The 21221-nt window shown below is 59.2% G+C and carries 22 protein-coding genes and 1 pseudogene; 4 read left to right on the plus strand and 19 right to left on the minus strand.

All coding sequences use genetic code 11. From position 1 onward, the window contains the following. Positions 1–51: 51 nt before the first annotated feature. Positions 52–726, plus strand: a complete 675-nt coding sequence (locus AC0V6Z_RS03780; RefSeq protein WP_472640056.1) for an NnrU family protein — start codon at positions 52–54, stop codon at positions 724–726. On the opposite strand, the gene AC0V6Z_RS03785 is transcribed toward AC0V6Z_RS03780, so the two are convergent. After that, the gene (locus AC0V6Z_RS03785; protein ID WP_472640057.1) at positions 723–1553 is read right to left on the minus strand and encodes an alpha/beta hydrolase; all 831 of its coding nucleotides are present in this window, start codon (positions 1551–1553) and stop codon (positions 723–725) included. The genes AC0V6Z_RS03780 and AC0V6Z_RS03785 overlap by 4 nt on opposite strands. Positions 1554–1559: 6 nt before the next feature. Further along, positions 1560–2357: a crotonase/enoyl-CoA hydratase family protein gene (locus tag AC0V6Z_RS03790; protein WP_472640058.1), complete on the minus strand. Its 798-nt coding sequence runs from the start codon at positions 2355–2357 to the stop codon at positions 1560–1562. Between the two features lie 122 nt (positions 2358–2479). On the opposite strand from AC0V6Z_RS03790, the gene AC0V6Z_RS03795 reads away from it, so the two are divergent. Further along, a complete protein-coding gene (locus AC0V6Z_RS03795; RefSeq protein WP_472640059.1) occupies positions 2480–3604 on the plus strand; it encodes an MlaA family lipoprotein in 1125 nt (374 codons plus the stop codon). Between the two features lie 7 nt (positions 3605–3611). Here the strand turns inward: AC0V6Z_RS03795 and dxs are convergent. From dxs to rpe, 7 genes and pseudogenes are all read right to left on the minus strand, one after another. After that, positions 3612–5547: pseudogene (dxs, locus tag AC0V6Z_RS03800) on the minus strand (1-deoxy-D-xylulose-5-phosphate synthase). Positions 5548–5662: 115 nt separating this feature from the next. Beyond that, complete coding sequence (locus AC0V6Z_RS03805; protein ID WP_472640060.1) at positions 5663–6133, minus strand: Fur family transcriptional regulator; 471 nt, start codon at positions 6131–6133, stop codon at positions 5663–5665. Positions 6134–6203: 70 nt separating this feature from the next. Next, the gene (locus AC0V6Z_RS03810) at positions 6204–6389 is read right to left on the minus strand and encodes a hypothetical protein (RefSeq protein WP_472640061.1); all 186 of its coding nucleotides are present in this window, start codon (positions 6387–6389) and stop codon (positions 6204–6206) included. A 427-nt stretch (positions 6390–6816) separates the two neighbouring features. After that, on the minus strand, positions 6817–8439 hold the full coding sequence (gene purH, locus AC0V6Z_RS03815; protein WP_472640062.1) for a bifunctional phosphoribosylaminoimidazolecarboxamide formyltransferase/IMP cyclohydrolase: 1623 nt from the start codon (positions 8437–8439) through the stop codon (positions 6817–6819). A gap of 19 nt (positions 8440–8458) precedes the next feature. Then, on the minus strand, positions 8459–9505 hold the full coding sequence (locus AC0V6Z_RS03820; protein ID WP_472640063.1) for a heparinase II/III family protein: 1047 nt from the start codon (positions 9503–9505) through the stop codon (positions 8459–8461). Next, a complete protein-coding gene (locus AC0V6Z_RS03825) occupies positions 9417–10406 on the minus strand; it encodes a hypothetical protein (RefSeq protein ID WP_472640064.1) in 990 nt (329 codons plus the stop codon). Before AC0V6Z_RS03825 ends, AC0V6Z_RS03820 begins: the two co-directional genes overlap by 89 nt. After that, complete coding sequence (gene rpe / locus AC0V6Z_RS03830) at positions 10406–11068, minus strand: ribulose-phosphate 3-epimerase (protein WP_472640065.1); 663 nt, start codon at positions 11066–11068, stop codon at positions 10406–10408. The genes AC0V6Z_RS03825 and rpe overlap by 1 nt, the downstream gene beginning before the upstream one ends. A gap of 285 nt (positions 11069–11353) precedes the next feature. Here rpe and AC0V6Z_RS03835 point away from each other — a divergent pair, with 285 nt between their 5' ends. Next, complete coding sequence (locus AC0V6Z_RS03835; protein ID WP_472640066.1) at positions 11354–11860, plus strand: DUF2141 domain-containing protein; 507 nt, start codon at positions 11354–11356, stop codon at positions 11858–11860. Positions 11861–11863: 3 nt separating this feature from the next. Here AC0V6Z_RS03835 and AC0V6Z_RS03840 read toward each other — a convergent pair whose 3' ends face one another. From AC0V6Z_RS03840 to AC0V6Z_RS03850, 3 genes are read right to left on the minus strand one after another with little or no spacing between them, the layout of a single operon-like run. Continuing rightward, positions 11864–12778 (minus strand): hypothetical protein, encoded by a 915-nt coding sequence (locus AC0V6Z_RS03840; protein ID WP_472640067.1) that lies wholly within the window; start codon positions 12776–12778, stop codon positions 11864–11866. Continuing rightward, positions 12775–13092, minus strand: a complete 318-nt coding sequence (locus tag AC0V6Z_RS03845; RefSeq protein WP_472640068.1) for a hypothetical protein — start codon at positions 13090–13092, stop codon at positions 12775–12777. Before AC0V6Z_RS03845 ends, AC0V6Z_RS03840 begins: the two co-directional genes overlap by 4 nt. Further along, the gene (locus tag AC0V6Z_RS03850) at positions 13028–13825 is read right to left on the minus strand and encodes a diacylglycerol/lipid kinase family protein (protein WP_472640069.1); all 798 of its coding nucleotides are present in this window, start codon (positions 13823–13825) and stop codon (positions 13028–13030) included. Before AC0V6Z_RS03850 ends, AC0V6Z_RS03845 begins: the two co-directional genes overlap by 65 nt. Before the next feature lie 214 nt (positions 13826–14039). Here AC0V6Z_RS03850 and AC0V6Z_RS03855 point away from each other — a divergent pair, with 214 nt between their 5' ends. Then, positions 14040–15290 (plus strand): M20 metallopeptidase family protein, encoded by a 1251-nt coding sequence (locus tag AC0V6Z_RS03855; RefSeq protein WP_472640070.1) that lies wholly within the window; start codon positions 14040–14042, stop codon positions 15288–15290. A 99-nt stretch (positions 15291–15389) separates the two neighbouring features. Here the strand turns inward: AC0V6Z_RS03855 and AC0V6Z_RS03860 are convergent, their stop codons facing one another. The 7 genes from AC0V6Z_RS03860 to AC0V6Z_RS03890 form a co-directional block, all read right to left on the minus strand. Next, positions 15390–16853, minus strand: a complete 1464-nt coding sequence (locus tag AC0V6Z_RS03860) for a transporter (protein ID WP_472640071.1) — start codon at positions 16851–16853, stop codon at positions 15390–15392. 37 nt (positions 16854–16890) lie between these two features. Next, positions 16891–17400 (minus strand): hypothetical protein, encoded by a 510-nt coding sequence (locus tag AC0V6Z_RS03865; RefSeq protein ID WP_472640072.1) that lies wholly within the window; start codon positions 17398–17400, stop codon positions 16891–16893. A gap of 2 nt (positions 17401–17402) precedes the next feature. Next, positions 17403–18014, minus strand: a complete 612-nt coding sequence (locus AC0V6Z_RS03870; RefSeq protein ID WP_472640073.1) for a C39 family peptidase — start codon at positions 18012–18014, stop codon at positions 17403–17405. A 123-nt stretch (positions 18015–18137) separates the two neighbouring features. Further along, the gene (locus AC0V6Z_RS03875) at positions 18138–18515 is read right to left on the minus strand and encodes a hypothetical protein (protein ID WP_472640074.1); all 378 of its coding nucleotides are present in this window, start codon (positions 18513–18515) and stop codon (positions 18138–18140) included. 79 nt (positions 18516–18594) lie between these two features. Further along, the gene (locus tag AC0V6Z_RS03880) at positions 18595–19104 is read right to left on the minus strand and encodes a hypothetical protein (RefSeq protein ID WP_472640075.1); all 510 of its coding nucleotides are present in this window, start codon (positions 19102–19104) and stop codon (positions 18595–18597) included. Positions 19105–19449: 345 nt separating this feature from the next. Continuing rightward, positions 19450–20427, minus strand: a complete 978-nt coding sequence (locus tag AC0V6Z_RS03885; protein WP_472640076.1) for a hypothetical protein — start codon at positions 20425–20427, stop codon at positions 19450–19452. Beyond that, a complete protein-coding gene (locus tag AC0V6Z_RS03890; RefSeq protein ID WP_472640077.1) occupies positions 20424–21191 on the minus strand; it encodes a response regulator in 768 nt (255 codons plus the stop codon). Before AC0V6Z_RS03890 ends, AC0V6Z_RS03885 begins: the two co-directional genes overlap by 4 nt. Between the last annotated feature and the right edge of the window lie 30 nt (positions 21192–21221).

Raw genomic sequence — 21221 nt, forward strand, 5'->3', positions numbered from 1 at the left:
ATAGCTGAGGCGATTTGCCGCACGAGCCTCTTCAATGTTAGACTGCCCTTCATGAATAGCGCTTTGGTTGAACTCGCCGTCGCCAACGCCGCCTTTGTCGGCACGCACTTTGCCATGTCGCACCCGCTGCGCGCGAGCCTTGTCCGCATAACAGGCAAAATCGGTTTCCAGATCCTCTACTCACTCGTAGGCGCGGCGACGCTCGCTTGGGTCTATTTCGCCTTTGTGGAGGCGCCGGGCGGCGACTTGCCTGGATCAGGTGAGATCGGATGGATCCTCGCAATGGTCTTGATCTTGCCCGCGCTGGTCTTGTTCGCCGGGTCTTACATCGGCAATCCGGCCTTGCCCACTCCCATGGCAGAGGAGCAAGCTCGTGCCGAGCCCAAGGGTGTTTTCGCGGTCACCCGCCACCCGATGATGTGGAGCTTTGCTCTGTGGGCGGCATCGCACATCATCCTTCTGTGGTCCTGGCGCACCATAATCGTTGCGCTGTCGATGGGGTTTCTGGCGCTCGTGGGCGCAAAAATGCAGGATCGCAAGAAGCAGATGCTGATGGGTGATGCTTGGGTGCAATGGGAAAGCAAGACAAGCTATTGGCCGCGTTGGGGCAAGCTGTTCGGCGCGGGCGCTTTGCCATGGACCGCCGGGCTGATCCTGTTCGTGTTCCTGAGCTGGCTGCACACGCCGCTCGGTGGAATTTCCGCAGGCATCTGGCGCTGGTTTTAGGGCAGCACTCGCTCCGCCACATCGTTTGCAGCCGTCAGTTCCAGAGCGAAAATCCAATCGGCCCGCGCCTCGCCAGAGCTACGCACAAACGACAGCTCGTGACCCAGCCCATCGAAGGATTGAAACTGAGCATTGGACGCCGCTTCAGCCAAAGCGCGGCCCTGTCTTTGCGGGATTAGGCCATCTCTTGTTCCGTGCTGCACCAGCACCGGGATACTGAGCTGCGTAATCTTATCCAGATTGCGGTATTGATCACGGACCAGTGGCTTTGCCGGGAGCCACCAAAGATTAGCCGCCGCTGCCTCTGGCAGAGACGTGAACGGCGACACCAGGATCAGCGCCGCTGGATCATGGCGCAGAGCCATTTCCGTCGCCACCCCGCCGCCAATGGAATTGCCAACAATCACGGTTTGCGCAGCCGGTATGCCGAGCGCGCTCAACCAAGCAATGGCCGCATCGCCATCTTTATAGAGACCTTCCTCGGACGGTTCACCCGGATTGCCGCCATAGCCGCGGTACTCGACCATCAGCACACCAAATCCGCGTTCTGCCAGCGCAGCATTGGCCACGCCCGCTCCGGTCAGTGATCCGCCATTGCCGTGGAAGTAAACAAGCGTTGGTAAGCCGTCGCTCGCCACACGATAGAACGCTCGCAATGCCAAGCCATCCTCGGTTGTCAGCGAGACCTCTTCATAACCGGGGATCAGCGGTGCGGCCTCCTGCGGGGCAGGATAGATCATCTTCGCTTGCATCGTCCAAAGCAGAATAATCAGCGCCAAATACAGCGCCGCGCCCACCACCAGCAAGCGGATCAGGATCGCAGTCATGCTGAACTATTCGCCTTTGAACTCAGGCACGCGCTTCTCAATCAAGGCCGCGACACCTTCGGCATGATCGTCGGTCATGTGCATCAGCGCTTGGGTGTTGGCCGCCATTTCGAGAGCACTGTCGTAGCTGACTTGTTGGCCCTGGCGCAGCAGCATCTTGGCATGGCGTAGGGCATGCGGCGGCATGGCCGCGACTTTGGTCGCCAAGGCGCAGGCCTCCTCCATCAAAATGTCGTGTTCGACCACGCGGCTGACCAAGCCCCATTCTTCCGCCTTAGCTGCGCCGATCACATCGCCGGTGTAAAACAGCTCGGACGCACGGCTTTGCCCGATGACGCGCGGCAGGATCCAAGTGCCGCCATCGCCGGGAATAATGCCAAGCTTTAGGAAGGTGACACCGAATTTCGCTTTGTCGGAGGCGATGCGAATATCGGCAAGGCAGGCGACATCACAGCCGAGCCCGATTGCTGGGCCATTGACCGCCGCGATCACGGGCACGCGCAAGCCATACAGTGCACGCAGCATGAGGTGGATGTTATCGCGGTAACCGTCCGATATGGAGGGCGCCGACCCACCGAACGTGCCGGTCTTGCTCTGCATCGCTTTAACATCGCCACCCGCCGAAAAGGCACGGCCAGCCCCGGTCAGTATGACGCAGCGCACGTCCATATCGCGGTTGATCGCATCGCAGGCAGCGCGAAATTCATCGCCGTCGCCGGGCGCACCCAGCGGATTCATGGTGTCCGCGCGGTCGATGGTCAGTGTGGTGACGGGACCGTCACGGCTGATAGCAAGCAATGGCATGGGTATCAGGAGACCGCCTGCCAGAAGGGATGTCAACGGAAATTCGAGGAGATTGAAGGGGCTAGTGGCCCGGCAAAGCCTATGTTACGGGCAATCTTGGGTTGGGGGCTGGAGAATAGTAAATGCCTAGCCTTCCGTTAGCGGTCATAACATCACCGTTGTTGTTGAACCAGCCGGTGGCGCATATTGCGGCCCCGACGCCCTCGCTTCTGCAAGAGGTCTTGATCTCCTCGTCGCACATCGATGATACGGCTGTTTCGCTCATTCCATCGAACTGGTCGCTCGCCGCTAAACAAGACACGGTAGAAAGTCCGCCCACCGCAGAAACTCAACCCGGAGACGAACCACAACCAGGGCAAGATGCCAGCGAGAAAGGCGAGCCAGTCAACGAGATCATCGTCGAAGGCGACTATGGCCCTACTGAAGGTGATCCGCTGGAACGCATAAACGCCGACGCCTTTCGGATCACACAGGGCATCGACGAAGCTGTCGTCGGGCCGCTCGCCTACGCCTATCAAGACGGATTTCCCGGCCCGATCCGCGATGGTCTGCGCAATGCTGTGCGCAATTTGGGGGAGCCGAGCAATGCGCTCAACTTCCTATTGCAGCTCAAGATTGGCAAAGCGATTGAGACGGTCGGCCGGTTCGCAATCAATTCAACCCTCGGAATTGGCGGTTTGTTCGATCTCGCAGGTGAACCGGGAATCGGCCTGCCTTATCGGCGCAACGGCTTTGCCAATACGTTTGGATATTACGGGATCAACTCTGGGCCTTATCTCGTACTGCCGCTCGCAGGTTCCACCAGCGCCCGCGATGTAATCGGCAACAGCCTGGATAACCTGTTGCTCCCCACACTTGTCGGCGGACCTTTTTCAGATCCGGCCGTCGGCATTCCATTGTTCGCGGTCAGCTCGTTGCAGTCACGGCTGGAAATCGATGCACAACTAAGACGGATCAATAATTCGGACGATCCCTATGCTTCCATGCGCGACGGCTACCTGACGGAACGCGAAGCCACCATCCAGGAGTTTCGCGATGGATCACCCTTGCAAGGTATTCCAGACACTGAGCGACCTAATGGCGAGCGGTTGATGCCAATCGCGAACGATCCCACACCAGAAATCGAAGAAACTAGCGCTCAAGACAGCAGTGCGGTTTGCGTGAACAGCCTCAACATCAGCGAACTGCCATGCAAGCTGAGTGAAATCGTGTTGGTGCAAACCCGCAAGAGTAGCCCAACGCGATAAGCCGGACCTAAGCCCGCGCACCTTCCACCGCTGCTGAATTGTGCTTCAGCGCTTTCAGCACGCAATCGACGATTTGCGGCGCGTTGAGGCCAGCTTCGTCATATTGCTTATCTGGCGAATCCTGATCAATAAAAATATCGGGCAAGCGCAAAGTACGGACCTTCAAAGCGGTGCCGCTATCGCCATCGGTTAGGCCTTCATCGCTGGCATAGGTCAGCACATGTGCGCCCAGCCCGCCAATCGCGCCCTCTTCGACCGTCACCACAACCTCATGCGTGCGCATCAGTCTGGCGATCAAATCCTCATCCAGCGGCTTGGCAAAGCGCATGTCGGCGATGGTCGTCGATAGGCCCTTCGCCTCTAGCTGATGGGCGGCCTTCTTGGCCTCTTCCAAGCGGGCGCCGAGCGAGAGGATTGCAACCTTGCAGCCCTCACGCACGATCCGGCCTTTGCCGATTTCCAGCTTCTGCAGCGTCTCTGGCATCGGTACGCCGACGCCACTACCGCGCGGATAGCGGAAAGCGATTGGCCCCTCGTCATATTCTGCCGCAGTGTAGGTCATATGCGCCAGCTCTGCTTCGTCAGCCGCCGCCATCACCACCATATTCGGCAGAGTGGCGAGATAGGTGATGTCGAAACTGCCCGCATGGGTCGCGCCATCGGCTCCGACCAGGCCTGCGCGGTCAATCGCGAAGCGCACTGGCAGGTTCTGGATCGCGACGTCATGCACCACCTGGTCATAGGCGCGCTGAAGGAAGGTTGAGTAAATCGCTGCGAAGGGCCGCATGCCCTGCGCCGCCAACCCAGCGGCAAAGGTGACGCCGTGCTGTTCAGCAATGCCGACGTCAAAGCTGCGCTCTGGATGCGCGGTGGCAAAGCGGTCCACCCCGGTACCGGATGGCATGGCAGCGGTAATCGCACAGATCCGATCATCCGTCTCCGCCAGCTTCGCCAGAGTGTCGCCAAACACGTTTTGGTACGCGGGCGGGCCAGCCGCGCCCTTTTTCTTCTCACCTGTGACCACGTCAAACTTCGGTACGCCGTGATATTTGTCGGCGCTTTCCTCAGCGAATTTATATCCCTTACCCTTGGTGGTAACGACATGGATCAAAACCGGGCCTTCGGATGTGTCGCGCACATTTTCCAGCACTGGGATCAGATGATCGAGATTGTGGCCATCGATCGGGCCGACATAATAAAAGCCGAGCTCTTCAAACAAAGTGCCGCCGGTCACCATGCCGCGCGTGTATTCCTCTGCCTTGCCGATCGCTTCATGCATCCGGCGGCTCATTTTCTTGACCGCCCGGCTCGCAAGACTGCGCAGGCCGAGATACTCACTGGAGGAGACCATCCGCGCAAGATAGGCCGACAGTCCGCCAACCGGCGGAGCAATCGACATGTCATTGTCATTGAGGATCACGACCAAGCGGTTGCTTGGCCTGAGCCGCATTGTTCATCGCCTCATAGGCCATGCCGGCGCTCATCGCGCCATCGCCGATCACTGCGATCCCGCGCCCCGGCTCACCCTTCAACTTGTTCGCCACCGCAAAGCCGAGCGCAGCCGAGATCGAGGTGGAGCTGTGCGCGGCGCCAAACGGATCATATTCGCTTTCCGTCCGCTTGGTGAAACCAGACAGGCCGCCGCCGCTGCGCAAGGTGCGAATGCGGTCACGACGCTCGGTCAGGATTTTGTGCGGGTAGCATTGGTGGCCCACGTCCCACACCAGCTTGTCGTCGGGTGTGTTGAACACATAGTGGATCGCCACGGTCAGTTCGACCACGCCAAGACCAGAGCCGAGATGCCCGCCAGAGACGCTGACCGCATCAATCATCTCTTCGCGCAATTCATCAGAAAGTTGGCGGAGTTGCTCGGCCTTAAGCTCCCGAAGTTGCGCAGGATTATCGACTGTATCGAGCAGCGGAGTGTCAGGCTTGGATGTCATTTGAAGAGCCTTACACCTTCAAAACAAAACTGTCGATGAACGCTTTGTCGCTAGTGAGGCACGGTTTATCGCCATCGCATGCGGCAAATGCAACGCTGTGTCGCCCACCTGTCGTTTAGGTGCATGCGCGGCACAGACCGCGAATCTCCAACACCGGGCGGCGCGTTTGAAAATCCCGCGCGCTGGCAAGGCTGCGCACTGTGCGGCTGACTTCATCATCGTCAATATGCGCGGTATCGCCGCATTCGTCGCAGACGAGGAAGATGCAATCATGGGCGCAGCCAGGATGCGTGTTCGCAAGATAGGCGTTTGCGCTTTCCACCCTTAGCGCGAGATTGTTGCTCACGAACAGATCAAGAATGCGGTAAACGCTGTTGGGCGCGACGCGCTTTCCGCGTGATGCAGAGAGGTTATCGGCTATATCGTAAGCGGAGGCAGGCCGTTCATGCTTGGCGAGCTCGGTAAACACCGCCTCGCGCATGCCGGTCCATTGCTCGCCCGCTGCGACTAATGCGGTTCGGGCGGCCTCAATCAGGTTCTCGCCAGAATGCTCTTCGTGTGAATGGTGATCGTGCGCTGTTGCCATGGCTCAGGATATAGCCATGCTTGGCAGATTACGCCAGATGTATGGGGAACAGATCTAAGTCGTCACGGACTTACTCAGCCGCGATGATAAACTCGCTTGAAGCTGGAACCGGATCAAATTCCTGCATTTCCGCCGCCTGAGCCGGGCTAGCGAATTCGCCGCTCAACCCATCGGTTGCGCTCAAACCCACCAGAACAGCGCCAACGGCAAAGCCGACGGCGAAGCTGCGATAAAGGTCAGATTTGAACAGTCCCATGGGGCGTCTCTTGCGGTTTGGTTGTTGTCAGTGGAGGGCTTTAGCACCCAGCGCTTTCCAACTCGTGAACGATGGCTTCAGACTGTGTTTCGCTAAATCACTCGCAAAAGTTACGCGTGAACGCGCAAAAAGTTGCCTTTTCGTTTTCCGCAGCACCTGCGTGCTGCAATATCCTCGGAATTTTTGTTTCGCCTCAAGCGCTTAGCGTTCGCATGCGCTCACTTGGCTATCCTCCGCGCAAAGCGCTCCGGGCGGGCAGTCGCCCTTGCGACGCCTACGGCGTCGATTCAGTCCAATTCTACTGCTTTGGTTGCGGAACTCGGTCGGCGAGGAGCCGACCGCAAGTCCGACCGGGCGCCAGCAGGCGATCCGTAGCGAAGCGAAGGGATATCGCCGAGGACGAGGTCGCGGATGCGCCCTCGCAAAACTAATGCCTAAAGTGCCGCATCCCAGTTAACACCATCGCCAGGCCTGCCTCATCTGCTGCTGCGATCACTTCCTCATCGCGGATCGATCCGCCCGGTTGAATGACGGCGGTCGCCCCCGCTTCGGCGGCTGAGATCAGGCCGTCAGCAAACGGGAAGAAAGCGTCTGAAGCAACTGCACTGCCCTGAGTGCGCGGCGCATCCCATTCATAGGTCTCAGCCGCTTCTGCCGCTTTGATCGCGGCAATCCGGGCCGAATCGCGCCGGTTCATTTGGCCAGCGCCAATGCCAGCGGTCGCCCCGTCCTTAGCATAGACAATTGCGTTGGACTTTACATGCCGAGCAACTGTCCAGGCGAACAGGCAATCCTTCAACTCTTGCTCCGTTGGCGCGCGCTTGGTCACCACTTTCAGATCGTCCGGCAGGACAGCACCATTGTCACGCATCTGCAACAGCATACCGCCCGCAATGGTCTTCATCATAAAGCCGCCGCGGCGCGGATCCGGCAAAGTGCCACATTCGAGTACGCGCAAGTTCTTCTTCTTGGCGAAGATTTCACGCGCCTCAGCGCTCACCTTTGGCGCGATGATGACTTCAGTGAAGATACTGGCGATCTGCTCTGCGGTCGCGCCGTCCAGCTCTGTATTGACCGCCACAATCCCGCCAAAGGCAGAGACACTGTCGCACTTGAGCGCCGCATCCCATGCCTCGACAAGGCTGGAACCTTGGGCGACGCCGCAAGGGTTGGCGTGTTTGACGATCACAACCGCTGGGTCGCTCCCAGCGAATTCCGCCGCCAATTCCAGTGCCGCATCCGCATCGTTCAGATTGTTGTAGCTGAGCGCCTTGCCCTGCAATTGCTCCGCCTGCGGAACACCCGCTGCACCGGCGGATTGCGGAACATAGACCGCCGCCTGCTGATGCGGGTTCTCGCCATAACGCAAAGTGTCGGAGCGTTTGAACGCTATCGGCATAGTGTCGACAAAGGGCGTCGCTTTCAGCGCCTCTGCGCCCAGCGGATTGGTAAAGGCATCGCCGAACGCAAACCAATTGGCAATCGCCGCGTCATAGGCGGCCGTGCGAGCATAGGCCTTGCCCGCCATACGGATTCGAAACGCATCTGACGTCGCGCCGTCATTGGCGTCTAGCTCTTCCAGCAGCTCTGCGTAATCGGCGGCGTCGGTCATGATCGTCACAAAGCCGTGATTTTTCGCCGCAGAGCGAACCATGCTTGGCCCGCCAATATCAATGTTTTCGATGATCTCCGCCCGATCCGCGCCCTTCGCAACGGTCGCTTCAAAAGGATAGAGATTGACGACAACCAGATCGATTGCACCAATGCTGTGCTGATTCATCGCGGCAACGTGTTCGTCATTGTCGCGTAGCGCGAGCAATCCGCCGTGCACCGTCGGATGCAGGGTCTTCACCCGGCCATCCATCATCTCTGGGAAACCGGTGAGGTCAGAAACATCGCGCACGTCCAGGCCCGCCTCACGCAGCGCCTTTGCCGTGCCGCCAGTGCTGACCAGCTCAACGCCTCGCTCTGCCAGGGCCTTGCCCAGCTCTGCCAATCCGCTTTTGTCGGACACCGAAAGCAGTGCCCGTTTGATCGTTTTATCAGCCATAGATGTCGGCCCTTGGGCCTTACCCCATTTTCTTAAGCAGCCAGGAGAATTCTCCTCCACTGCGCGATGTCATACCTTCGATAACCAATTGCTCGGTCGCATGCGGCGCGCCCGCGCCGTCGACCCAGAGACTGTCTTCGCAGTTCAAAGTCGCCGTCTCATCATCGCCGCGCATGCGGAATTGCCACAGGCCGCCATCTGGCAGCAGCAGGCTCGCCCCGCGCTTATCATCGGACAGATGCACCTCAACCCCGCGCCCCAGGTGGAAACGGATGGCAAAGCTGATCTTGCCCCGCTTGGTCTTGCGCGAAGCGGGCAGCAATACGTCCTGACCGGACAGCTCCGTGCCGTCGCTGCGCAGCGCCAATGTGCGACGATGAGTCAAGCCAAAGCGAGCGGCATAGCCATCGTGACTGGCTTCGATCAAAACCGCCGCATGGCTGCCTTTGCCAGAGCTGCCCTCGCCAATCAGCCGCCGCTCAACCTCTACCAGTTCGGCACCTTTGCCCAGCTTACCATGCAGTTTGACCGCAGTGGAATTGGCATCGTTTAGCACCAGAGTGGAATGCGCCGCCGTTGCGCGCAGGCCCTGGCGAATGCGTGCAGGAATTTGGCCGCCAGCCAGCGCCGAACCACCGCAATTGACGACCAGACGCTGAGGCCCGTCGGACATTTCAAACGCCAATGTGGATGCGCAGCCGCAGCGGGTATGGCGCGCACGGGGCGGCGGGGCTGCGTCAAATTGCACCACCGTTTGGCCGCCGCGCAGCCGCTGATACCCCCAATGTTCGACATCTTTTAGCGGACGAGCACGAATGCCGCTGGCCGCAATCAAGGCCGAAACCCGGTCCGCGCTGATCGCACCATTGCCCTGCCAATTGCCCAGAGCTCCATCGCCGTGGCGCAAGGTTAAAAGCGGCGGCACGAGCAATTCGCGCATCACACCAAAGGCTTGCGGAGGCTCAATATTCGCCGCTTCATAGCAAGCGTCGAGATCGATCAGCAGCGCGAGGCTGAGCATTTGGGCATCGGGACAGCGCGACAACACGCCGCCATCTTCCGCCACCAGATCGCCCAGTGCACGGATCAGGCCAGCCTCGCCATAAAGCCGCGCGAGGGCGCCCCTCTGGCAGCAGCAATCCCGCAGCAGTGATCGCGGACCAGCCCGCAAGCTGACCCAGGCCGCTGACTCCGCTGTTCGAGACATTACGATCAAGCCAGCGCGCAGTATCCTCGATCACGCTGAGCAGCCGCGCCTTGAGCTTTGGATCGCCGCCCGCCAGCACCAGCGGCGCATGAACCAGCCAGGCGAGCAGTCTTTGCCCGGTCAGCTCCACATCCCATGCCCGGCCTTTGCCGGTCGATGGGCAGGCATTGAGCCAGGCACGTGTGATCCGCTCAGCCACAGGCACGCAGTCTTCGCGCGGTGCGCTGCACGCGAGAGCGCGCAGCCAGCCAAATCCGTGAACCAGCTGATCAAACACGGGGCCAAGGCGATTGGAGGAATCAAATTCAACCCGGGCGATGGGCAATTTCGCACCATTGATCAGGAAATGCCCCGCCCTCAGCGCAATACCAGAAGACCGGTCCCCTTTGAGCGGGCTGTCGACCGTTGCCAAAACGCGCGTCTTGCGCGGGCGACGAAACGGAGCCGACAGAGCATGACCCGGCACTCCAAGACGGTAAGCAAAGCGGAGCATAGCCTCGCCCGGGCTGGCCCGCGGGGCAATGACATCGGTTAGCGCGAGCGCGCGGTCGGCGGCCAATGGAGCAGGGGTCTCGCCATATTTGTGTGCGCCGTCAGGACCATCACCAGTCGGTGCAATCAACCGCTCATCACCATCGGGCAGCGGGATCGCAAGACTGGGCTGGCGCTCATCCGTTTCTGTTTCGCTGGACTGAACGGGTGCATTTACGCCTGCTTCGTCGCGGGCCTCCCCCTCAGTGTCGCGAAACAGCGAGTCCATCACCCCTCGCCCTTAAGCGCGGAAATGTTGGCGGCGTAATGATCTGGCCCGCCTTTAAACGTGGCCGAACCGGCGACCAGCACATCGGCCCCGGCATCAACGCACAGCCGAGCGGTTTCCGGGTTCACCCCGCCATCCACCTCGAGGTGAATATCGCGGCCCGTCGCATCAATCATCGCGCGAATGCGCTCAATCTTGGCCAATTGCGAATGGATGAAGCTCTGCCCGCCAAAGCCGGGATTGACGCTCATCACCAGGATCAGGTCGGCAAGGTCAATGAGATTGTCGAGCACATCCACCGGCGTACCGGGGTTCAAAACCACGCCCGCCTTTTTGCCTAGCGCCCGGATCGCCTGCAGCGTCCGGTGGCAATGCGGCCCAGCCTCTGGGTGAACGGTGATGATATCCGCACCCGCCTCAGCGAATGCCTCTAGATAGGGATCAACCGGCGAAATCATCAAATGCACATCGAATGTCTTGGCCGTGTGCGGGCGCAGCGCCTTCACCACATCAGGACCGATAGTGATATTGGGCACGTAGTGGCCATCCATCACATCAATGTGGATCCAATCGGCACCAGCCTCATCGATCGCGCGCACTTCCGTGCCAAGCTGCGAAAAATCAGCCGATAGAATAGAGGGAGAAATCAGCGGTGCTGCCATGACGGGTCCATTGCCGTGTGTCCTAGCGACACGAAATTTGCACTATGCCAGGTTAATGCCGAAGTAAGGGTGCGCGAATCGGCTAACAACAGCCGTTTTGCCCTTTTCCACGGGAGTTAAGCCGAGCTGCGCCTCTACCAAGCCTGAACGCATCAAATCAGACAAATTCAGCCGCAATTCAGCGCGGCACGGGCATAAGCATTGTCATACGGGCCCGGCAATGGGCCAGAAACGCTGCGTCTCAAAACGGCGCAGCGGGGGCAAAAGACAGAATTGAAGGTTAGTATGAAGACTATTTTCGCAGGATTGAGCGCGCTTGGACTGGCGCTGACAGGCGCTGCTGCGCTGTCCACTCCGGCTGCCGCGCAGGGAGAATATCGCCAGAAGATCTCCAATGACATGCGCAAATGCGCGCCCGGCAAAGGGCCCGCGGTCCGCGTGACGGTGTCCGGCATCAAAAGCGCAACCGGCAAGGTGCGGGTGCAGCTCTATCGCGGCACCAAGGCCGAATGGCTCGCGAAAGGACGCTGGCTCAACCGGATTGAGGTGCCTGCGCGCAAAGGCAATATGACGTTCTGCGTCCCCGTGCCCGCTAGCGGCAGCTATGCAATTGCCGCGCGCCACGATGCCAATGGTAATGGCGAGACCGATATTCGCCAGGATGGCGGTGCGATGTCGCGCAACCCGTCGATCAATATCTTCAATCTGGGTAAGCCGAGTGTCAGCAAGACACGCTTTAACGCAGGCACAGGCGTCAGCTCGATTGCCATTCAGATGAAGTATTTCGGCTAGACCTCAACCCTGACGGCGGTGCCGCCACAGCGCAAACAGCACGCTGGGCGCCGCCAATAGAGGGTATTTCTCACGGAACGGCGTCACTTCAACCGGCATACCGGTGTGGCGCTCCACCTTCCACGCGGCATAGCGCGCCGCGCCGTCGAAGGTCGTGCTGGCCTTGATCAGGCGCAGGAAATTGAGCGGTTTGCCAAGCCGCCTACGCTTGCTCCACCAGGCCAATATCCGCGCGCGCTCTGCTTCCGGGAGGTGCGGCGTCAAACGTTCACCATCACGCTCAAATGCGATGCCTTGCGCGGCAAGGGCAAGCGGCAGCAGGCCAGAAAAATGCTCCGCATTAACCGAGAGAATATCGTTCTCACGCCCCGCTTTTTCGACCCGGAATTCCGCTTTGTACGTCGCCTGGAACAGTGCGCGCCAGTAATCCTCGGCATTGCCGGTTTCGGGTCCTAGTGCCGCGGCCAATCGTGCCGCAGTCATTGCCGCCTGCGCAGCAGCAGCCATGACGTCAGCCCGCGCGGCGGCGTCGCTGGTCCAGATCAGAGCGCTGGGCTGAACGAAGCGCGCCCAAATCGTGGTGTCGGTCAGCTCACCTGCCGCCGCTTTCGCAAAGGCCGCCAAGGACATGGTCGCGACTTTGGCCCTTAGAGTCGTGCCACCGGCAATCTCTCGCTCATGATAGCTGACGCGCGGCCAAATCCGCTCGATCTGATCACCGGGAAGCAGCACGTAAAAGTCGAGCACACCGTCAAGCGATCCTGTGCGCAAATTGGATCCATAGAACAACACCGCCCGCGCGCCCGCTGCCTCGCCCAGAGTGGCCGCAAAGGCGCGCACTTCATCGCCAATTGGCGCGGCCAATTGTTTGGCGATGCGCGCCTCAAGCGCCGCTGGCGCCTGCTCCTGCGCGTTCACGGGGTTACGAATTCCAGCTCTTGGCTTTGCTCGATCCGATATTTCCCGGCCGGGAATGCCTCGCCGTCCAAGATCACCTGACCATCAATATCGAGTGTAAAGCTGGGCGCGCTAACCTGGTGAATGCCGCGTTCCCGCAGGTTTTTCGGCGTCCAGCCGCGCGTCAAAATCGGCAGCAAAGCCGCGGTCCGGCGAGAGATCTGATCAAGCGCGACGAGCCGCAATCCCTTGGTCAGCTTGCCAAATGGCTTAAGCCCCGCAGGCAAACGCTCCAAAGTGGAGGCAAACAGCAGCTGCTCGGCGTTTGGGATCACCGTGTCCGCTATGCTCCATCAAGGCGCTGTTCGGCCCAAGCCTAAGTTCCATTTCAGCGCCGCGGCGCCAGACATTGCCTCGCGAGCCGAGCAGCGATTGCAGGATCACCCAAGCGGTAGCCACGGCAACGACAACGGAATCGAAAGCGCCCAGTCGGTGCGCGCTTTGGCCAGTTTGCGTGGTTGCCCGCGCAAAAGCGCCCGCGCCCATGATAAAACCCAAAACGCGCGCCTTTGGTCCGGTCAGCGCGGTGAGCGCCATCGGGCGGCGCATAATCCGCCCGCCATTGTCCAACGCGTCAATCGCGCCTTGCAGCGTCCAATCGAGCGGCACGTCGAGATCAACGGTCAGCGCATTGGTCTTACCCTTAGGCAACACAGCAATTGGCGGCCAATCGTCGCCAAAAATGCTCTGTCCGCAGGTCAGCACATCACGCACAGTGCCATCGCCACCATTGATGACGAGCAGATCAATTCCGCGTTTCGCCAGGCTAGACAGGGCCTGAGGCAGTTGATTGCGATCACCAGGTTGAACGATGAAGACATCCGGGCTGATCCCGCAGTCAAAATCCTGGCCCTTATTGCGGTGGCTGCGCGGGTTGTAGATCACGCCAACGGTTGGCACTTCACCCGGCGCGCGCGCGCGGCGCGGCTTTGATCCCGGTGCAGACACGGCTCCGCGCGCAGCATCTGGCTGCGAACTCTGCGGAAATTCGTATATCGACGTGCCCATAATTGCGGCTCCTAGCGGCAAACAGGGTTAGTCTGCCAGAAATTTCTCACCCGGCTGACGTTACGGTTGGCGGGCGCGGCTGGTTACATCGGGGCTAAATTGCCGATGACAAGCCCGTATTTGCGATCGGCGGAGGCACATGTGCACCAGATACGGCGCGGCGCGCGCAATTCGGGCTGGCCCGCAGGGGGTGAGCGGGGTTAGACTGCGGCCCATGCTTACATCCGCGCTCATTTCGCCCGACCTTGCCGCCTCTGCCGAGGAGCTTGCGCCTGACCTTATTGCGCTGCGCCGCGCGATCCATGCCGAACCGGAATTGGGGCTCGAAACGCCCAAAACGCTGGCCAAAGTGCGCGAAGCACTGGCTGATATTGACCTTGAATGGCGGATTGGCGCCTCTTGCACCGGAGCGGTCGCAACTCTGAAAGGCGCGAAACCGGGCACGCCGGGGCGCGAGCGGGTCGTCTTGCGCGGCGATATGGACGCCTTGCCGATGGCGGAGAAAACCGATCTCGAGTTTGCCTCCACTATCCCTGGGCGAATGCATGCCTGCGGGCATGATACCCACACCGCCATGTTGGTGACTGCAGCCAAGCTGCTTGATGCGCGCCGCGCCGATATCGCGGGCGAGGTCGATTTCATGTTTCAACCGGGCGAGGAGGGGTATCACGGCGCGCGCTTCATGCTCGAAGACGGATTGCTTGGCGGGGACGACGAGAGTGAACGCCCATTGCCGGACGCAGCCTTTGCACTGCACATCATGCCAAACGCGGCATACGGCGTGCTCGCGGGCAGGCCGGGTCCGCTGATGGCGGCGGCCGATCAATTCACAATCACGGTGACGGGTAAGGGCGGCCACGCCTCTATGCCGCATGATTGCGAAGATCCCGTACCAGCCGCCGCGGCGATCGTTGGCGCGCTGCAAGCCATGGTAACACGGCGCTTCAATGCCGCCAGCGCAGTCGTGGTGACTGTGACGCAAATCCACACTGGCACGGCGCATAATGTCATCCCCGATGACGCCGCTGTGTCAGGGACGATCCGCACTCTAACCGCAGAAAACCGCGTAAAAGTGCACCAATTGATAGCTGACGTCACTTCGAGCACAGCAGCGGCCTATGGCGTCACGGCGACCTGCGAGATCGAACCTGGCTTTCCAGTGACGTTATGCGATGGGCGCGCGGTGGAGCTGGGCCGGAAGGTTGCTAGCGCTTTGAGTGACAACGGAGCAGATGCCTGGCGCGACCTCGCCGACCCGATTATGGGCGCGGAGGATTTCTCTTATGTGCTTGAGAAAGTGCCGGGCGCGATGTTCTTCCTCGGCGTGGCCCCAGATGGCGAGGATTGGAGCAGCTGCTGCGCCATTCACTCGCCCCGCATGCATGTCGATGAAAGCGCACTGCCCAAGGGCGCAGCGATGCTGGCTGGCTGCGCGCTGGAGTTTCTCGAAAACGGATGGGCGTGATTTGAAGCGTCAAAACTCAGTCGGCCCGCCATCCCTGCACCATTCGAGCTGGAACATACCGGGCGAGCGACAAGCGTGGCATAGGCCTAGATCATAACCCTAGAATACGAATGGGAAGCGAACGACCGCGCGCATATCGGTCGCGTCATCGGTAAGGCCCGCTTCGATCCCGAAATTCACGCTCGTCTTTGGATTGATCTTATAGGTCGTCCCAAACAGAAAGCGCCCAATCTGGAGATCACGTGACCTCTGAGTAACCGATTCCGCACCTTCGGTCAGCGCCCGTGTTGTGGTCTCGGTTCCAAAGCCCCAGCTGTGCGCATAGCCAAAGTTAAGCGACAGTCGCGGATTGAGCGCAAGGCCGACGCCGGCGCTGAAGGAAAGGACGTCACCGGGATCCACTCGTTCGATCTGCACTGGCGGCAATACCGCATTGACGTCACGTGCGAAGTTCTTGGTATAGCTCAAGCTACCGAACAAAACGCCCGGATCGCTTGGGATAATGGCGGTGATACCCGGGGTCACGCCCCAGAAACCTGAGCCGGTCGCCGCTTCACTCGCTTCACCAAATTGGTTGCGGTTGAGTTCGAATGGGCCTCTTCCGGTTGGAATGTCCACCTGTAGATTGCCGATCAGATAGGCGCCAAAGCCCTTGGGAGCGTGCAATTGCTTGCGTAGCAGCACTTCGACATCGCCGATGCCATAACCGTTGGCGCTGTTGTCAATCTCGCGCGTGTCGCCATTCGCATCAGGCCCAGCCACAGGCGTCAGGACTGAGGTGTCCCAGCGGGCGATAAACGGCACATCAACGCCAATTTCCAGATCATCGGTCAGGCCATATTGCAGGCCGACCTTTTGGGTGAACACGTCCTGGCGGCTTTCGTTGATATCAAACACGCCGACGAGGACGGATTCGACCACTTCGACACCGCGGAAGAGTGCACGGTTACGGTCAGCGCGGGCATAGCTCCACTCGACCTCACCGCTCAATTTGCCCTTTTTGGTGATAGCGCTTCCCTGACGGCCCAGCGCGGCAATTTCTGGTTGGCGATCGGCATCTTCCGGCGCAACGCCCACCGCGCCTTGCGGACGGCCCTGGGAACCGCCTGTTTGCGCGTTCTGAGCACCTTGTGGGGCCGCAGTGGCAACACGGCGCGGCGCGGCACCAGACTGAGCCTGAGAAGGTGTAGCGGCCGCACGGCGAACCACGGGTTCTTCGCCTAGAGCAAGCGCCAAGCGTCGCTCCATCGCGTCCAATTGGCTTTGCTGTGCCCGAAGCGCGCTGATCTGCTGCGCGATCGAATCCCGTTGAGCTGACACTTCAGCGCGCAATTGCGCCAGTTCAGCCGCGTTTGTCGGGGTTTTAGACTGTATGTCCGGATTTGACGCTACTTGAGCCGCAGGCTTGGCCGAGCGCGTGCCAACAGGCTGCACGACGGGCCGCGAAACCATCTCGATTTCGCGCGTCGGAGTGCCAGCGCCTTGCCCTGCGTTCTGGGCAGCGGCTGGCCCTGCGAGCAAAGCGGCGCCCATAAGAGCGAGGCTCAGAAATGCGTTGCGCATTGTGTATTACCATCCGTCCGGACAGTCGCGACTAAGGTCAGTCGAAACTGAAGTTTGCTGCATCCTCAGCAAGCGCGCCCAGAGACGGTATGAGCGAACCAATTTGACCAACAACCGTTCTCGACAAATCGAGATCAATGGACGTGACGGTCGAAATAGCGCGGTCATCGGCGGAATTGGTGATAATACTGCCGGTCGTCCGGCCTGCCAGGTGAACAACCTGGGTTTGAGGAACCGAAATGGTTATACGGCTACCTGTATCGTCGCCCTCGGCTTCCACCGAAACGTTCTGAGACACTTGCTCAATCGATACAACGGGTCCGCCCTGAGCCAGCACATAGGACGAGCGCAATACGAGCTCTCCATCAATGCTGGTTTCCTGGGTGATGGCCAAGTCCAGATCGATGCCACCGGGAAGAATAAAGCCGCCGCGTTCACCAGCCAAAGCAGCGTCATCCATCGCCGCAACCGCGCCAAATGGCGATTGCGCAGCGACAGGTGCAGCCACAAAGGCAAGTATCACAGCAAGAAAGCGAATAAATCGCATCGTTAAAATTCCCCGTAACCCGGCGCGGTAAGGTTCAGAACTTGCTGACTCACCGGCTGGAACATGCCCTGGTCCGCCCCAAATGCTGCGACGCGGCCCCATTGCGCGTCTGCATTAAAGGCAAGATGGTTAATATTTGCTCCACCTGTCACGACAAAATAGACGCCGTTCCAGGTTTCTTCGAATTCTTCGCGGTCCATCCGGCGCAGCCCCAGCGAGGGATCTCCGACCAAGACGAAACCGTCTTCAATGCCCTTGACCACCACGAAATGGCGGTATCCACCCGGCGCGATCAACGCGATCCCAGGGGTTTCAGCCTGGCGAACTTGGTCAAGCGAGACCTTATAGCCATTTGCGTCAATTCCCTGAGCGCCAAGGTAACGTTTCATGTCGAGCAGCGAGAAACCCTGTTTCTGGATTGCTTCCTGATCGCCATCACGCCACATGCCGCGAAACACCAGACCTTCACCTTGATCGCGGCCATAATGGTACGTCAGCAGCGTTGCGAGCGCGGCAGAACCGCAACTGAAATCAAACTGCTGGCGAATAACCGTGTCATAGCGGGTTTCGACCATGCTGCGCGGCGCAGTTTCCAGCGCCAGCGTGCTAGGCATGCGTTGTGAGCTGAAACCCGCCGTCATCGACGGGCACAGCGGCACAAGCAGGCAGGAGCATAGCCCCTGCCATTGCCGTGATCATTCGTGAAACGCCGCCAAATGCCATATTACAATCCCAGCTTACTGAGCCGGAAGCGCGATGTTCACTTGAACAGCGGCGTTGATTGCCACGTTATTGCCGGTGTTGGCATTGAGAATGGTTATTCCATTCAGATTGCTAAAGGCACTATCGCTGATTGAGATCGTACCCGTGTTCGAATTGTCGCCGACGCTATTGCCGCCAACGCTGTTCGTCTGATCCGAATTGGTCAGCTGGGTCAGGTCTTCACGGCCAGCGATTTTCGCCAGCTTGCCCTCATCCACCGGAGTGGCGTCAGCAAACACTGGCTTTGCCACAGGCGCAGTCTGCTCTGCAGGCGCTGATTTGGCGTCTTCGGCAAGTGCCGGAGAGGCTACAGCAGCGCAAGCCATTGCAAATGCCATGCTAATCTTAGTCATAGCTTTAACTCCTTGTTTTCAGGTGCCCACGCCAGCCCACCTCTGTGGGCAGGCGGCGCAAAGCAAACCTGAAAGCGACTTAGTTTACGTCGAAGTTTTCGCTCGACACGGCAATCGTAACGCTCGCATTTTGCGAAGCGCCAACGCCGGTGTTTTGGTTGAGAGCGTTCAGGCCTGAATAGTTGCGGAAGGCATTGCCTGAGTTGCTAAGACGGTTCACGAAACGAGCCGAATCTTCAACGTCGCCAAAGTCCACATCAACGCCGGTTACAACGTTAGACAGGGTCGCTTCTGCAACGATCGCATTGTCATTGAAGACATTGTTGCTGTTGAAGTTGGTGTTCGCAGTGAAGGTGTCCGAGTTGTCATCGAAGCTGTCATTGAACGTGCGCTCTGAGTTGTCGCTGCTGTTGACCGAATTGTCATTGTTGCTGTCAACGAAATCGCGGTTGTCATCAAAGCTATCGTTGAACTCACGGTTTGAGTTGTCGTTGAAGCTGTTGTTGTCCGAATTGTCATCGAAGCTGTCGTTGAAGTTGTCGGTGTTGTTGTCGAAGCTGTCTTCAACAACCGTCACGTCTGTGTCCACGACTACAACATCGTTGTCGACGTCGACGTCAGTGGTCGAGCCAAGCAGCGTCCTGAGCGAAAGCTGAGGTGCTGGTCGCTAGTACAGCAACAGCGGCAAAGATTGCAGTTTTCATTACTTGGTCTCCTAAACGAATCGTGGACACCGATGTGCCCGTCGCTCAGCAACAATACGGAGGAACCCTGTTACAAAAGGGAAACCTATGTACCTAAAAGGAAGTTAATTTTGGGGTCCTGACGCCCGGTAGAGCGGGTTTTAGGCCCCTTAATTTTGGTCTGTTGGATCGCGCCAAAACGAATCGCAACCACTCCCCGTTTGAGCGGTGATCACGTGCTCTTTGCCCCCTTAGAAGCGATAGCCAATTCGGACGCCGACACGGATTGCATCATCATCAAAGCGTTCATCATTGGAGGATTTGATGCGGTATTCCGCACTGGCATTGGCATAGAGCCCGCGCGATGCGCGGCCCCAGGCAAGCTCCACCGCGGGCGCAACATAGCTGTCTTCGCGCAATGCGCCGCTGGGGTCACCTTGAGCGATGCGAGCGTCATAATCCCACTGGCGATATTCGAGCGACGGGCGCAGCCGCAGGCGCTTGGCAATCGGTAGGCTGTATTTCACCCGCGCGCTTTGACGTTCAAAGCTGCGGCGCGGCTCGTTATCGCTTTGCATGTCTTCTTGGCGAACATCCAAACGGACCCAATGATAGCGGCCAAGGCGGCGGTTGTATTGCGCAGTCACCTGATAGCCATCACCATCACCGCCCACGCTCGTATCATACTCACGCTCACGGTATTCGGCGGTTACGCGCACCCGATCGTTGCCACTTTGCCATTGAACGCGCGCGCCTATGCTCGTTTGATCTGCGCTAAATGCCTCCAAAACAGCGATATTTTCAAAGCGGCGCAGATGGCCGCGCAGCTGAACTTCCTCAGAGACTTGATGCGTCACGTGCAAACGACCAACCGCGGTTTCCAATCCATCGCGGGCCTCGTCGCGAAACTCAAAGATACGTCCTTCGGCCTCCGCCCGAACACTTGTCGTCTCGCTGAGGTCAAATGTCACGCCAAGCCGGGCGCGCACGCCCACGCCAGAGCTGTCGATTGCATCGCCCTGATCAAAATCCACGTCGGATTCGACCCCGCGAATTTCGACCAACCCATCAAATTGGACGCGATCCACTGAGGCAGCTTCTTCAACGACCACTTCTTCTTGTGGTTCGGCCACCTGTGCGCCCGCAGGCGAACCCAGTACAGCCAGGGCAAACGCTGGCGCCAGCCATGTCATGCGCTGCGGCATCGACGTCCAGAACGGAAACTTCACGGTTTGATCCTTTCTTTGAGGCTTTTTGCAGCCTTCCGGAGATGCTCTTGGAGCTCCTCCTCATTCATTCCAGCTTCGATCAGCGAATGCTCATGCGTGCGCGCCATCTCGCTCAGTTTGGGATCGCCAAAAGTGCTCGCGGTCCCCGCTATCTGATGAAGCAAGTGCCTAATTTCATTGATGGTTGCATCGCTAAAGTCGGAGTTCTTAAGCGCAGCTTCGACCAGTTTGAGGGTGCGCGTATTACGGTCTCGAAATTGCTGCTCCAGCGCCTCGAGTAGTGCTGGCTCAATGGTGGTGGTTGATTTTGCCGACTGCTTGTCAGCCTTGTGGCCCCAAGCCTCCAGCGTCGCACCCAGATCCTTGAGCGCGACCGGCTTGGCCAGGAAAGCCTGCATTCCGCAGGCGCGGTAAGAGCGGATTTCGTCAAAACTGGTGGCGGCGGTGACTGCGATAATAGGCAATGCCTCAGCATCGAACCCGCGAGCGCGCAGGCGCCTGGTCGTCTCAACACCGTCCAAAATCGGCATCATTACATCGACCAACATTAGCGAATACGGCCGTCCGTCGGCTTTCGCGGTCTCGACCATGTCAATCGCCTCCAGCCCATTGGCGGCAATATCCATATCGACTGAGAAATGCTCAGCCATCGCCCGCATCGCCTCGGCGCTGATCGGCGTGTCTTCGGCCAACAGCACGCGCAGCGCTTTTGCGCTGGCACCAGCTTTTGCGGTCGTCCACTGGGTGTTTGATGCTTCTTTCACCCGGCGCTTATGTAAGAATATGATTAAGAC

The organism is Erythrobacter sp. SN6-5 (assembly GCF_057364945.1).